General features: G+C 59.9%; 14 protein-coding genes. 7 read left to right on the top strand and 7 right to left on the bottom strand.

Annotation, left to right across the window (positions count from 1 at the left end; genetic code table 11):
- Positions 1-5: 5 nt before the first annotated feature.
- The 7 genes from A0251_RS05825 to A0251_RS05855 all read right to left on the bottom strand — a co-directional run bounded on the left by A0251_RS05825 (position 6) and on the right by A0251_RS05855 (position 8,935).
- On the bottom strand, positions 6-1,928 hold the full coding sequence (locus A0251_RS05825; protein WP_062815884.1) for a PrkA family serine protein kinase: 1,923 nt from the start codon (positions 1,926-1,928) through the stop codon (positions 6-8).
- 333 nt (positions 1,929-2,261) lie between these two features.
- Positions 2,262-3,068 carry a symmetrical bis(5'-nucleosyl)-tetraphosphatase gene (locus A0251_RS05830; RefSeq protein ID WP_062815885.1) on the bottom strand — a complete coding sequence of 269 codons (807 nt, stop codon included), beginning with the start codon at positions 3,066-3,068 and terminating at the stop codon, positions 2,262-2,264.
- Between the two features lie 27 nt (positions 3,069-3,095).
- Positions 3,096-3,473, bottom strand: a complete 378-nt coding sequence (apaG, locus tag A0251_RS05835; RefSeq protein WP_062815886.1) for a Co2+/Mg2+ efflux protein ApaG — start codon at positions 3,471-3,473, stop codon at positions 3,096-3,098.
- An 87-nt stretch (positions 3,474-3,560) separates the two neighbouring features.
- Entirely contained in the window at positions 3,561-4,355 is a 795-nt protein-coding gene (gene rsmA, locus A0251_RS05840; protein WP_062815887.1) for a 16S rRNA (adenine(1518)-N(6)/adenine(1519)-N(6))-dimethyltransferase RsmA, read from the bottom strand.
- Positions 4,352-5,356 (bottom strand): 4-hydroxythreonine-4-phosphate dehydrogenase PdxA, encoded by a 1,005-nt coding sequence (gene pdxA, locus A0251_RS05845; RefSeq protein WP_062815888.1) that lies wholly within the window; start codon positions 5,354-5,356, stop codon positions 4,352-4,354. Before pdxA ends, rsmA begins: the two co-directional genes overlap by 4 nt.
- A complete protein-coding gene (locus tag A0251_RS05850; protein ID WP_062815889.1) occupies positions 5,353-6,660 on the bottom strand; it encodes a peptidylprolyl isomerase in 1,308 nt (435 codons plus the stop codon). The genes pdxA and A0251_RS05850 overlap by 4 nt, the downstream gene beginning before the upstream one ends.
- Complete coding sequence (locus A0251_RS05855) at positions 6,653-8,935, bottom strand: LPS-assembly protein LptD (RefSeq protein ID WP_062815890.1); 2,283 nt, start codon at positions 8,933-8,935, stop codon at positions 6,653-6,655. Before A0251_RS05855 ends, A0251_RS05850 begins: the two co-directional genes overlap by 8 nt.
- A gap of 89 nt (positions 8,936-9,024) precedes the next feature.
- Here A0251_RS05855 and A0251_RS05860 point away from each other — a divergent pair, with 89 nt between their 5' ends.
- The 7 genes from A0251_RS05860 to A0251_RS05885 all read left to right on the top strand — a co-directional run bounded on the left by A0251_RS05860 (position 9,025) and on the right by A0251_RS05885 (position 13,854).
- Positions 9,025-10,023, top strand: a complete 999-nt coding sequence (locus A0251_RS05860) for an aminoglycoside phosphotransferase family protein (RefSeq protein ID WP_062815891.1) — start codon at positions 9,025-9,027, stop codon at positions 10,021-10,023.
- Positions 10,020-10,685, top strand: a complete 666-nt coding sequence (gene murU, locus A0251_RS05865; protein ID WP_062815892.1) for an N-acetylmuramate alpha-1-phosphate uridylyltransferase MurU — start codon at positions 10,020-10,022, stop codon at positions 10,683-10,685. The genes A0251_RS05860 and murU overlap by 4 nt, the downstream gene beginning before the upstream one ends.
- A gap of 160 nt (positions 10,686-10,845) precedes the next feature.
- Positions 10,846-11,520: a ribulose-phosphate 3-epimerase gene (gene rpe, locus A0251_RS05870; protein WP_062815893.1), complete on the top strand. Its 675-nt coding sequence runs from the start codon at positions 10,846-10,848 to the stop codon at positions 11,518-11,520.
- 28 nt (positions 11,521-11,548) lie between these two features.
- A complete protein-coding gene (locus A0251_RS05875) occupies positions 11,549-12,154 on the top strand; it encodes an NlpC/P60 family protein (RefSeq protein WP_231874172.1) in 606 nt (201 codons plus the stop codon).
- A gap of 303 nt (positions 12,155-12,457) precedes the next feature.
- Positions 12,458-12,937: a hypothetical protein gene (locus tag A0251_RS17370; protein WP_146063377.1), complete on the top strand. Its 480-nt coding sequence runs from the start codon at positions 12,458-12,460 to the stop codon at positions 12,935-12,937.
- Between the two features lie 76 nt (positions 12,938-13,013).
- Complete coding sequence (locus A0251_RS05880; RefSeq protein ID WP_062815894.1) at positions 13,014-13,436, top strand: hypothetical protein; 423 nt, start codon at positions 13,014-13,016, stop codon at positions 13,434-13,436.
- Between the two features lie 124 nt (positions 13,437-13,560).
- Positions 13,561-13,854 carry a hypothetical protein gene (locus A0251_RS05885; protein WP_062815895.1) on the top strand — a complete coding sequence of 98 codons (294 nt, stop codon included), beginning with the start codon at positions 13,561-13,563 and terminating at the stop codon, positions 13,852-13,854.
- Positions 13,855-13,988: the final 134 nt, after the last annotated feature.

Here is a 13,988-nt window from a genome sequence, read left to right on the forward strand (position 1 = left end):
GCGTTCTACTGCGCCTTGCGTACCCGCAGATACCATTCCGACAGCAGGCGTACCTGCTTTTCCGTGTAGCCGCGGGAGACCATGCGTTGCACGAAATTGTTGTGCTTGCGCTGGTCGTCTTCGCTGCCCTTGGCATTGAAGGAAATCACCGGCAGCAGGTCCTCCGTGTTGGAGAACATTTTCTTCTCGATCACGTCGCGGAGCTTTTGGTAGCTGAGCCAGCTCGGGTTCTTGCCGTGATTGTTGGCGCGGGCGCGGAGTACGAAGTTGACCACCTCGTTGCGGAAGTCCTTGGGGTTGGAAATGCCCGCCGGTTTTTCGATCTTTTCCAGGTCTTCGTTGAGAGCCTGGCGATCGAAAATTTCTCCCGTGTCCGGGTCGCGGAATTCCTGGTCCTGAATCCAGAAATCGGCATAGGTCACGTAGCGGTCGAAGATGTTCTGGCCATATTCGGAGTAGGACTCCAGGTAAGCGGTCTGGATTTCCTTGCCGATAAATTCCACGTAGCGGGGTACCAGGTATTCCTTGATGAATCTCCGGTATTGCTCCTGACGGTCCTGGGGGAATTGCTCCTGATCGATGCGTTGTTCCAGTACATGAATCAGGTGTACCGGGTTGGCGGCCACCTCGGAGTGATCGTAGTTGAATACCTTGGACAGAATCTTGAACGCGAAGCGGGTGGAGAGGCCGTTCATGCCTTCATCCACACCGGCCATGTCGTGGTATTCCTGAATCGACTTGGCGTGGGGATCCACATCCTTCAGGTTCTCACCATCATAGACCCGCATCTTGGAGTAGATGCTGGAATTCTCCGGTTCCTTGAGGCGAGTCAGGGTCGAGAACTGGGCCAGCATGTGCAGGGTATCCGGTGCGCAATGGGCGTCGCGCAGACTGGAATTGCGCAGCAGCTTTTCGTAAATCTGCATTTCTTCGGTGACACGCAGGCAGTAAGGCACCTTGACGATATAGACCCGGTCGATAAAGGCCTCGTTGTTCTTGTTGTTCTTGAAGGTATGCCACTCTGCTTCATTGGAGTGGGCCAGAACGATCCCGTCGAAGGGAATCGCGCCCATGTGTTCCGTGCCGTTGTAATTGCCTTCCTGGGTTGCTGTCAGCAATGGATGCAGCACCTTGATCGGTGCCTTGAACATCTCCACGAATTCCAGAATACCCTGATTGGCCCGGCACAGCCCGCCGGAGAAGGAGTAGGCATCCGGATCATCCTGGGAGAAGTCTTCCAGCTTGCGGATGTCCACCTTGCCCACCAGGGCCGAAATGTCCTGGTTGTTCTCGTCGCCCGGCTCGGTCTTGGCCACGCCCACCTGATCCAGAATCGAAGGATAGCGTTTGACCACCCGGAACTGGCTGATATCGCCGCCGAATTCATGTAACCGTTTTACCGCCCAGGGAGACATGATGGTGCGGATATAGCGGCGTGGGATGCCGTATTCCTCTTCCAGGATGGGAGCATCTTCCTCCGGATCAAACAGGGACAGGGGAGAGTCGTTCACCGGGGAGCCCTTGATGGCGTAGAAGGGCACTTTCTGCATCAGCGCCTTGAGCTTTTCCGCCAGGGAAGATTTGCCGCCCCCCACCGGGCCCAGCAGATACAGAATCTGTTTCTTTTCTTCCAGCCCCTGGGCCGCATGGCGGAAGTAGCTGACGATATTCTCGATGACCTCTTCCAGGCCGTAGAACTCGTCGAAGGCAGGGTAACGACGGATGACCTTGTTGGAGAAGATGCGTGACAGGCGGGGGTCCTTGGCAGTGTCGACCATCTCCGGCTCGCCGATGGCCATGAGCATGCGTTCGGGGGCGGTGGCGTAGGCGCTGGGATCGCGCTTGCACAGCTCCAGGTATTCTTCCAGCGACATCTCTTCCTGCTGGGTGCTCTCAAACCGGGCCTGGTAGTGGCTGATAATGCTCATGCCTGCTTCCTCCTGGCGGAACCAACAATGGTCACAACAAAACTACATGGGGTACGTGTCCTTGGTAGATGCCTTGATCACTTTTCTCATTAATAAAAAAAGTCGTGTAAATAAAAAATGAAAATGGGGATTCGTGTGCGCAGGGCTGACCGTGCAGTCACGTCTTTAGCATGTAGCCAAACGGCCGATGAAGTCAAAGCGGAAGGAAATTTTTTTTTGCAGAAAAAGGACGAAGTGTGGCGAATGTCTGACAGGCCGGGAGGCGGTCGGTCACAAGGGGGAAACGGAAGGACGGAATGCAGCCGGCAGGGCCTTGCCTGCCGGTGCCGGGGATCAGCAGTGACAGGCGAAGCGGGTCAGGTCGTCCAGGCGCAAGGCGGTGAGGCTGCCACCCCAGACACAGCCGGTATCCAGGGCGTCGACGCCGGCCACGTGGGTATTGCCTTCCAGTGCCGCCCAGTGGCCAAACAGGATACGGGTATCCGTCACCTGACGATCCGGGTGCTGGAACCAGGGCATAAAGCCCGCTGGGGGGGCATCGGCTTCCCCCTTGGTGGCCAGATCCAGTTCGCCGGCCAGGTTCACAAAACGCATGCGGGTAAAGTGATTGGTGATGACGCGCCAGCGCTCCGGGCCTTGCAGCGCGTCGTCCCAGCCGGCCGGCTGGTTGCCGTACATGTGGGCAAAATATTCGCCTACCTGTGGCCCACGCAGTACCTGCTCCACTTCCCGGGCCCGCTCCCGGGCTTGCGACAGTGTCCACAGTGGCGGAATGCCCGCATGGGTCATCACTGCCTGGTGTTCCGGGATATCAATCAGTAACGGACAATCCTGCAGCCAGCCCAGCAGGGCGTTGCGGTCAGGGGCCTCGAGGATATCCGTGAGAGTGTCCTTGCGACGGCTGTCGGTGCTCCCCTGGGCCACGGCCAGCAGATGCAGGTCGTGATTGCCCAATACCGTATGCACATTATCGCGTAGCGCGTAAACACGGCGCAGGGTCCCCAGGGAGTCCGGCCCCCGATTGACCAGATCGCCGGCCAGGAACAGCCGGTCACGATCGGCATTAAATCCGATCCGCTCCAGCAGGCAGTCGAACGGCGCCAGGCAGCCCTGCAGATCGCCGATGGCGTAATCGCTCAAGAGTTGCCTCCGCCTTGGATGCCGGGGTTAATGCAGTGCATGGGGCACCGCCAGGGTGAACATGGGGATTTCTGCATCGAAGTGAGTGCCATCTTCTCCAATCATCTGGTAACTGCCGCGCATGCTGCCAACCTCGGTTTCCAGGATGGCGCCGCTGGTATAGGAAAATGTCTGGCCCGGCGCGATATGGGGCTGTTCGCCGATAACGCCTTCGCCGTGGACTTCCTGGACACGGTCCTCGCCGTCGGTGATCACCCAGTGGCGGGTGAGCAGGCGGGCACTGACGGTGCCTTCATTGCGAATGGTGATGTGATAGGCAAACACCCAGCGCTGGCTGTCCGGATCGCTCTGATCGGCAAGGAATTCGGTTTCCACCGAGACCTGAATATTGTGGCGCGGGCTCATGATTGCTCCGTTGATGTGATTCTCGCTGAAGGGTGATGCCACCCGATGCCGGTTACCCGGCGGGCGCTGACGTGACAGAGTGGCCCGTTAGGCGTTGCCTGCCCCGGGGCAGGTGAGATTGGCCAGGGTCACATAGTCCGCCACGGTGAGCTGGTCCGGGCGCAGACCGGCGTCGATGCCTGCCTGTTCGAACTGCTCCAGCGTTACCTGGGATTTTAGACTATTGCGGATGGCCTTGCGTCGTTGAGTGAAGGCCTGGGCCACCAGTCGGCGCAGGTGCTCTTCATCGTTTGCCGGATGGGGCGGGCTGGCGTGGGGAATCAGGCGCACCACGGCGGAATCCACCTTGGGCGGCGGGCTGAAGGCGCCCGGTGGCACAAAGAACAGATAGTCCGCCTGACAATGGTACTGGACCATGATCGACAGGCGCCCCCAGTCCCGGGTGCCGGGGCTGGCGGTGAGCCGGTCCACCACTTCCTTCTGCAACATGAAGGTCATGTCGCTGATGGCGTCCGCCTGGCTGAGCAGGTGGAAGATCAGCGGGGTGGAAATGTTGTAGGGCAGGTTGCCGATGACCCGCAGCGGCTTGTCCGCCGGTTTCAGGGTGCGGAAGTCGAAGCGCAGGGCATCGCTTTCATGGATGGTCAGGCGTTCCGGGCTGTTTTCCTGGCGCAGCAGGGCAATCAGGTCCCGGTCCAGTTCCACCACGTGCAGGTGAGGTATCTCTTCCAGCAGCGGGTAGGTAAGCGCGCCACGGCCAGGGCCGATTTCCACCAGGGTGTCGTCCTGCTGCAGCCCCAGGGTGCGCACCATGCGGTCCACCAGGTTGCGGTCATGCAGGAAGTGCTGGCCGAAACGTTTGCGGGTGCGATGTTCTGTCATGTGGCGGCAAGCTCCAGAGCGAGTCGGGTGGCGGCGATCAGGCTGCCGGCCTTGGCCGTGCCGGTGCCAGCCAGGTCGAAAGCGGTGCCATGATCCACCGAGGTGCGGATAAAGGGCAGCCCCAGGGTAATGTTGATGGCTTCGCCAAAGCCGGCGTACTTGAGGACGGGCAAACCCTGATCGTGGTACATGGCCAGCACCGCATCATGTTTTGCCAGCAGGTCCGGCTGGAAGGCGGTATCCGCCGGCAGTGGGCCGGTGAGGGCCATGCCCTGGCCGCGCAGGGCTTCCAGGGTGGGAATGATCACGTCCAGTTCCTCGCGGCCCAGGTGACCCCCTTCGCCGGCATGGGGGTTGAGCCCGAGCACCAGAATACGGGGTTCATCAATGCGGTACTTGCCGATCAGGTCGTTGCGCAGAATGGTCAACGTGCGGGTCAGGCTGTCTGCGGTGATTGCCCGGGGCACCTGACTGAGTGGCAGATGGGTGGTGACCAGGGCCACGCGCAGTTCGCGGGCGGTGAGCATCATGACTACCTGGTCCACCCCGGCCTGCTCGGCGAGAAACTCGGTATGGCCGGTGAAGGCCGGGTCGGCCCCTTCGCAAATCACGTTCTTGGCCACCGGGGCGGTCACCATGGCCGCAAAGGTGTTGTCCAGGCAGCCCTGGGCGGCGCGGGTCAGCAGGGTGAGCGTGCCGCTGGCGGTGGCCGGGTCCGGCTGGCCGGCAGTGACCGGCGCCCCAGCCGGGGTGTGCCATACCGGCAGGGTGCCGGGCGCCAATGGTTGCCCGGGTTGCCAGTCGGAGAGGGTGACCGTCAGGCCGAGCCGGGAGGCTCGGTCTTTCAGGACGTCACGGTCACCGATGGCAACCAGCGGGGCATCCGGGAAGGAGGCCGGCAGGGTCAGCACCAGGTCGGGGCCGATGCCTGCCGGGTCTCCGCAGGTGATGGCGATGGGACGCTCTGGCGTCAGACGTCCGGCGTCAGACGCCAGACTCATAAGCGGATATCCACGTAGGACTCGCTGCGCTGCTCCTGCAGCCAGGTTTCCAGCTCTTCTTCGAAGCGTCGTTTCTGCAGGGCCTGGGTGGCCTGCATACGGCGGAATTCCTCGCTCATGTCCGCATCGCGGGTAGCGTCCACGCGCAGGAAGTGCCAGCCGAACTGGCTTTCAAAGACCGGCGACAGTTCCCCCATCGGGGTATTGAGCATCATGTCCTCGAATTCCGGCACCATCTCGCCCTGGGTGATCCAGCCCAGTTCGCCGCCGTTGCGGGCGCTGCCCGGATCATCGGAATGTTCTGCGGCCACCGTGGCAAAGTCCTGCTTGCCCTCGGCAATGCTGTCATGCAGGCGAATGGCCTTGTCGCGGGCCTCCTCGGCACTGATCAGGGCGTCGGGTTTGATCAGAATGTGGCGAACCTGATACTGGGTGACTACTTTCTCGACACCGCCCTTGCGGTCCATCAGCTTGAGAATGTGGAAGCCGGCGCCGGAGCGCAGGGGCGGGGAAATCTCGCCCTTGTCCATGTCGATGGCGGTTTCCGCAAACAGGCTGGGCCACTGGGCCGCCGGGCGCCAGCCCAGGTCGCCCCCTTCCAGCGCCTTGGGGCCATCGGATTCAGCGGTGGCCAGCTGCTGGAAATCGCTACCCTTGTTCAGCCGTTCCACAATGCCTTCGGCCTTCTGGCGGGCGGCCTGCACCACCTCCGGGCTGGCACCGGCAGGGACGCGTACCAGGATGTGCCCCAGACGAAAATCGGCTTCGAACATTTGCTTGCCCATTTCCGAACTCAGGAAACGGTCCACTTCCCGGTCGGTAATGCGGATGCGCGACGCCACGCTGCGCTGTTGCAGACGGGAAATCAGCATGTCCTCACGGATCTGTTCACGGAACTGGGCCCAGTTGTAGCCATCCTGGCGCAGGGCGCCGGCGAAATCTTCCAGGGTCATGCCGTTCTGGCGGGCAATGCCGGCCAGGGCCTGGTTGAGGGTGGCGTCATCCACCTTGATACCGGCCCGGTCGGCGAGCTGCAGTTGCAGGCGCTCCAGGATCATACGGTCGAGGACCTGCTCGCGCATCACCGCCGGGGGTGGCAATGGCTGGCCCTTTTCCTGGAACTGCAGGGCAATAGTGCTGATGCGTTCATCCAGCTCGCTGGCCATGATGGCGCCGTCGTTGACCACGGCCACAATGCGATCGAGCATCTGCACCTTGGCATGGGACCAGACCGGCACCATCAGCGCGACCATGGTCAGCAGGCCAAGCAGAGTGTGTCTGGCGTGCAGGGTTGTCTTAATCATACTGTCTCCTGTATCCCGGAATACTGCGCTCCAGCAGGGCATCCACCTGGCCGCCGAAGCCACCCAGGCCGACCATCTGGATCTGTAACCAGATGGTGCTGTCCGCCTCCAGATCGCCGTCGCCGTCATCGTCCACCAGCTCCCGCTGACTCAGCAGGCGCAGTTTCCAGCAGCAATTGCGGTATTCGGCCCCGGCGATGGTTTCCAGAGTGCGCTTGTTTTCCAGGTCGTACATCCAGCGGCCCACCATGCGCCAGTGGCGATGTATTGGCAGGATGCCGCTGATTTCCGATTCGCGGATGTCGTCTTCGGGGCGGTCGTGATAACCCAGATTGACCACCCGGCGTTCCCGGTCGTTGTAACCGATCTGGAAGCTGGAGCGTTCCCGCTCGTTTTCTTCCAGATCCCATTGGGCTTCAGTGTAGAGGTACCAGTCGCGGGCAAAGTTCCATCGGGCGTCGCCCACCAGTGGTGTCTGGTCATCGGTGGGGTCTTCCACGGTCTGTTCGGTGGTTACCTTGCGATCTTCGAAGTAGAACCCCTGGGCCACCCGCAGCCGCAGCTGTTCCCGGCCGGTGGCATCATGGAGGAAACGGCTGGTCAGGCCCAGCGCCAGTTTTTCCTCATCGCCGATGCGGTCATAGCCGATAAAACGGTTTTCCCGGAACAGGGAGTTGTAGGAAAAGGTGAGCTCGCGGCTGTCAAAGTTGGGCAGGAAGTCCTGATTCTTGTAGGCCACCTTGTTGACGAACAGACGCGGTTCCAGGGTCTGGGTGTAATCCTCGCCGAGCCAGCGGCTGGGGCGCTCGAAGAACAGACCGGAGTCCAGGCTGGCGCCCCAGGTAGTGATATCCGGATTGTCCTCGGCGTTGGCGTCCACGCTGTCCAGCTCATAACGGGTGTGATATAGCCGGGCGCGGGGTTCCAGATAGCCCCAGGGCTTCTGCAGGCGCAGGTTCAGGGCCGGGGCCGCGTGGGCGCGCAGGCCGGTGGCCTTGCCGCTGTCATCGGAACCGCTGCGCTCGAAGGAGGTGATGTCCGACAGCCACAGACCCTTGAGAGGGCCATACAGGGTGGGATCGCCGGTGAGCTGCAGCTGGGGCAGACGGCGGTAGGGCAGGTCCTGATCCTCCAGGGTCGGGTCGATGGTCTGCCAGGACTGCATGCGCCCCAGTACCTGCCAGGTGCGACCGTAATAGCGGGCTTCCGCCAGTCGGGGCAGGTGCGTCTGGGAGCTGATCTCCAGACCGGTATCCAGATCCTTGAAGTAGAAGTCGTCCGACACATAGTTGAAGTCGGTCTTCAGGTTCCAGCGGTTGATATTGCCCCGGTGGCTCCAGCGGGCCACCTGGCGGTCTTCATCGTCAAACTTGCGGTCGTTGAACAGCACCCCGTAGCTGATGTCGCCTTCGCCCCAGGGCGTCAGATAGCGGAATTCGGAGTCCACCCCTTCGCCGCGGCCATCAATAAAGCGGGGCCCGATGGTGGCATCCAGCTGTGGGTGGATGTTCACGTAGATCGGTTGGGTAATATCCAGGCCGCCGCTGCTGTCGCCGATGGCGATGGTGGGGAACAGCAGGCCGGTCTTGCGCCGGTCATCAATGGGGAAGGTCAGCCAGGGCAGCCAGAAAATCGGCATGCTTTTGACTTTCAGCACCACATTGTTGGCTTCGCCCCAGCCCTTTTCCCGGTCCAGGAAAATCCGCTCCCCTTCCAGTGACCAGCCATTGGAGCCTGGCGCACAGGTGGTATAGGAGCCACGGGTAATGGTGGTGGTGGTCTCATTGAGGAAGATGTAGTCGGCGCTGCCCCGTGCGGCGGTGTTGAACAGGGAATAGCGCACCCCCAGCAGGCTGCCTTCCTTGCGGCGGGTCTGGCCGCTCATGCTGGAGGCAATAAAGGTGGCCTGGTCGCTTTCCAGACGCATGCCGTTTTCCAGCTGGAACTTGCCCGTGGCCTGGTCCAGTTGGGCGCTGTCGGTGGTAATGCGGCTGCCGGGCTGTTCGATCAGCACGTCGCCATCCAGCTCGATCAGGCCATTCTGCGACATGGTGGAGTGGTCAGCGGTGACCACGGTGTCGCTGCCTTCCACAGGAATGCCCACGGCGGGGTTATAGTAGATGCCGCCACACCATTCCGGAATGCTGCGCTGTTGCACGGCGGGGAACGTGGCCATTTCTTCGCGGTCAACCCAGTTGAGGTCGTTGTCCGCGGTACTGGTGCCTGCCAGAAGCAGCAGGCCAGGGATCAGAATTCGTTGTACGGGCAGTGGCATCGGCTGCTCAGAACAGGTAAAAAGGCCGTTTTGCACCGCGCGGATAACTGGCGCGGTAAAAGCGGCAGTGTAATGGAACAAGGAAGGCAATGCAGCCTGATAAAAGTAATTCTCACGTAGATCTGCGTAAGCAGGCTCTCGATCAGTGGGTAAGCGCTCACATTGGCGCTGAGCTGGCGGGTGTGCCGGCCTCTGCGGACGCCAGCTTTCGCCGCTATTTCCGTTATCAGCACGATGGCCGCAGCCTGATCGCCATGGATGCGCCACCGGCCCAGGAAGATTGCCGCCCCTTTATTGATGTGGCCCGGCGTCTTCAGCGTGCCGGCCTGCATGTGCCGGAAATCGTTCATCAGGATCTGCAGCAGGGCTTCCTGTTGCTCACCGACATGGGCAATGAGACCTGGCTCACCGCCCTCAATGAGGGTAATGCGGATGCCTGGTACAGCGCCGCCATCGACACCCTGATTACCCAGCAATTGCATACCGATGTGGCCGGTCTGCCGGTCTATGACGAGGCCCTGCTGCAGCGGGAACTGGAGCTGTTCCCCCAATGGTACCTGTTTCGCCACCGGGAAAAGGTGGTCACCGGCGAGCTGCGCCAGCGTCTGGACCGGGTGTTTACCGTGCTGATCGAATCGGCCCTGGCCCAGCCGCAGGTGTTCGTGCACCGGGACTACATGCCCCGCAACCTGATGGTGTCCGACCCCAACCCCGGGGTGCTGGACTTCCAGGACGCGGTGGCCGGGCCCATCAGTTATGACGTGATCAGCCTGTTCAAGGATGCCTTTATCAGCTGGCCGGAAGCGCGGGTGCTGGGTTGGCTGCGGGAGTATTTCGACAAGGCCACCGCCGCAGGCCTGCCGGTGCCGGCGGAGTTCGATACCTTCCTGCGCGATTGCGACCTGATGGGCGCCCAGCGCCATCTCAAGGTGATCGGCATCTTTGCGCGCATCTGCCACCGGGACGGCAAACCCAAATACCTGGGCGATGTAGCCCGGTTCTTCGCCTACCTGCGCACCGTCATCGCCCGCCGTCCGGAGCTGGCGGACCTGGAATGGATCCTGGATCAGCTCGAGGACAACGAGTGAAGGCGATGATCCTGGCCGCCGGCTACGGCAAGCGCATGCGGCCCCTCACCGATCACACCCCCAAGCCCCTGCTGCAGGCGGGGGGCAAGGCGCTGATCGAATACCACATCGAGAAACTGCGCGATGGGGGCATCGATTCCCTGGTGATCAACACCGGCTGGCTGGGCGACCGGCTGGCCGCCACCCTGGGCGATGGTCGGCGCTTTGGCATTCCCATCGTCTATTCCCATGAAGGTACCCCGCTGGAAACCGCCGGCGGCATTCGCCGGGCGCTGCCCTTGCTGGGGGATGCTCCCTTTGTGCTGGTCAACGGCGATATCTGGACCGACTTTGACCTGTCCCGGTTGGTGACCGAGCGGCCCGACCCGGTGCATCTGGTGCTGGTGGATAACCCGGACCACCACCCGGGTGGGGATTTTCATCTGACAGAGGGGGGGCGGGTGCGCGATAATGACGAACCCAGGCTGACCTATGCGGGCATCGGGCGGTTCGATCCGGCCCTGTTCCGGGGTCTGCCCGATGGCGAAGCGAAACTGGCGCCGCTGCTACGCGCCGCCATGGCCGACGATGCTGTCAGCGGTGAGCACCACCCGGGTCAATGGTGGGACATCGGCACCCCGGAGCGCCTGGAGGAACTGGATCGGTTACTCAAGAGCCCCTGATCCAGCGCCGAAAATGGTTTTGTAGGAGCGTCGCTGGCGGCGCGATCACTGGGTTTCGAGTTGCGAGCAACGCGTTTCGAAAGGCCAAACCGGCGCTTTTGATTTTGCTTTTCGCCACTCGAAACTCCTTACTCGCAACTGTCTTTACTGAGGAATCTTCATGCCCAAGCAGGATTATCTGATCGCCCCCTCCATTCTCGCGGCCAACTTCGCCCGTCTCGGGGAAGAATGCGATAACGTGCTGGCCGCCGGGGCGGACGTGATCCACTTCGACGTGATGGACAACCACTACGTGCCCAACCTGACCATCGGCCCCATGGTCTGCAAGGCCCTGCGCGACCACGGCATCACCGCCCCCATCGACGTGCACCTGATGGTCAGCCCGGTGGACGACCTGATCGGCATGTTCGCCGAGGCCGGCGCCAGCTACATCACCTTTCACCCGGAAGCCAGCCAGCACGTGGATCGCTCCCTGCAACTGATCAAAAGCTACGGCTGCAAAGCTGGCCTGGTGCTCAATCCGGCCACCCGTCCTGACTGCCTGGAATACGTCATGGACAAGCTGGACATGATCCTGCTGATGAGCGTGAACCCGGGCTTCGGTGGCCAGAAGTTCATCCCCTCCACCCTGGACAAGACCCGCGCCGTGCGCCAGATGATCGATGCCAGCGGCTACGACATCCGTCTGGAAGTGGATGGCGGCGTCTCTGAAAAGAACATCCGTGACGTGGCCGCCGCCGGCGCCGACACCTTCGTGGCGGGCTCCGCCATCTTCGGCAAGGACGACTACGCCGCCGTCATCCAGCAAATGCGCGAGGAGCTGGCGCAGGCCTGAGGGCCTACACCGCTCAGGAGGGAACCGAATGGCCCTGCCGCTGCCTTATCCCTCCATGCGCTACGCGACCCTGCTATTCACCTGTCTGATGCTCCTGCTGGCCGGCTGTGCCAGCAGGTCGCCCGTTGCCCCGGAATCCATGACCGAGGCTCCGGCGGCAATCCGTGCCAAGCAGAAAGCCCGCTCAGGCAATAGCGCCCCGGATTTGCAGGCCCAGCAGGAAATGGATGCACTGGTGGCAGACGTGATGGCCGAAGTGCCACCCCTGCGCGTGTCCCTGGAAGCCCAGCACGAAGACTGGAAAGGTGTTCCCTACCGCTACGGCGGCTTGAGTCCTCGCGGCGTGGACTGCTCCGGTTTTGTCTATCTCACCTTCCTGTCCCGCCTGGGCATGGAAGTGCCGCGCACTACCACTGAATTGCTGCAAAGTGGCGAAAAGGTCAAACGTGACGAGATTCAGGTGGGCGACCTGGTGTTCTTCCGCACCGGCCCCGGTAACCGCCATGTGGGCATCTACATGGGCAACGGCGATTTCTTGCATGCGTCCTCCAGCCAGGGCGTCATGACGTCCTCCCTGAGTAATCCTTATTGGCATCGGCGGTACTGGCAGGCTCGGCGGTTAGCCGGTTTGTAATACGCGCCATCTCGTGCGCGCCTGGCGTTACCGCACCTAACCCCTCTGCCAAACGAGTAGGGTGCACTGAGCCTAAGGTGAACTGCACCATTTCCCGCCCACGCGGTGCAGTTCGCCCCAGGCTCAGTGCACCCTACGCAAACCGCAATTCATCCGTTGTGCCCGAAACCTTCCACTTATTGTCGGCCTGATATGTGGCCACTGCACCGCCCGTTTTCACCCACGCGCAAGTTGGATTTGTAGGATATGACTTACATATTTTTTTAAGTTGCTGAGATAAAGTGAATTTTCATTTGCATAGCAGTGCGGGTTGCGCTGCGTTTTTTGCGCGATTTTTTTGGGGAGATTCATGCGTTTCTTGGTTTTTTTGTAGCATTCCTTGCTGGTTGTTCGACTTCGCCAGCGATGAATAACCGGGTTCAGCAATTCAATGCCGCACAGGAAGCGCAATACTCACCTACACGGGCAGAGCTTAAGGAGCTTCCGGGTGGCGTCTCCAATCTAGAGTTCGGAGTCTGGGCGGGTGTTCCCGGCGAGTCTGCGGCTAACGCAGCGTACCGGAAAAGAATTTTCGATAGCTTTAGAACCCAATGTGGTTTTGACGAAAGCCAATTGAAGGAGGTGCGGATTGTTAAGCATGATCCTCCAATCTGGTACGAAGTTTGGGTATTTAATAATCCAGAGTCTCAGCGCCCTGATAATACATCCGGCCTTTCCGTGGTCATGAGATTTAATCCAATGACAAATATTACCAACACCTCCTTCCGTGGGGATTGTGATTGATGGGGGTTGAGGGAAGGGGAAATGAAGGCCTGCCTTGTTGCTAGTCGCTTATTGTTTTTTATAAATGGAGGTGATCATGAAGGTTTCAATTTTTGGGGTTTTGTTGTCTGGATCCCTTTTTATGTGCAGTCATGCCTTTGCTGAATATTCCGGTAAGGGTGGTATGGCAGCATATGATATTAGTTCTGAGGTTTATGAATACCATTACAAACATGGTTTTACGGGGGAGGATGCTATGGGCTGGGACCCTAATCTACAGTACGCCTGGTCAAGAGTTGGTGCCGCGATGACCTGCAATGTTGATATGGATAAGGCGCTAGTTTTAAAGGGGCTGAGTAATGAATTTGGCAATGATCCATTTATTCATGACATGAACGGCGTTGGCTTTCATCATATGCAAAGCAAGAATATTGAAGGTTTTTGCTCGCCAGAGCGCGTTGATGAGATTAAGGATTTGATTCCGAATATGGAGGCCGGAGAGTTTCCTGAGAAATTCTAAAAAAACGGGATTGAAAATTGTGAACACGGGGCCGTAATAACATTGGGTCAGGTCTCCCAATCCCCATCAGCCTGGAAAATGGTTGGCATGCAGCTGTTGGCTAAATGAAGATAGTGGTAATCATATGCATCCGATTTTTCTGTATTGCCTGGGAATGCTTTTCGCTTGGGTGCTGTTGGAGTTTCTGGCGAGAAGCGGCCTGATGGCGTCTTCAAATGCAGCCTTGATGCTTGCTTTGGGTGTCATGCTGGCCATCGTTAGTTTGGTTGATTGGCAGCTGAATAGTCCTATGGTAAATGCTAGGACGGGTGACAATGTGACACTGGACGATTACATTGAGATTAATGGAGTAGTGGTTGTGTTTGCATTTTTAGTGTCAATTATTCTTGAGGTCAGGAAAAGACAGAGTGGGAAATAAGGGAAAATGTGACTGGGGCATGCCTTAGGGCACTGTGGCAGGTCTTTCCTTTCCCAAAGCGTGTGGCAGTCAGCCCTCTGAAAGCTTTCCCAAAACCCGACTAATATTTTCCCCCGCAGACACTTCGAATCGCT

This window comes from Alcanivorax sp. NBRC 102024 (genome assembly GCF_001602235.1).
Taxonomy (GTDB): Bacteria; Pseudomonadota; Gammaproteobacteria; order Pseudomonadales; family Alcanivoracaceae; genus Alcanivorax.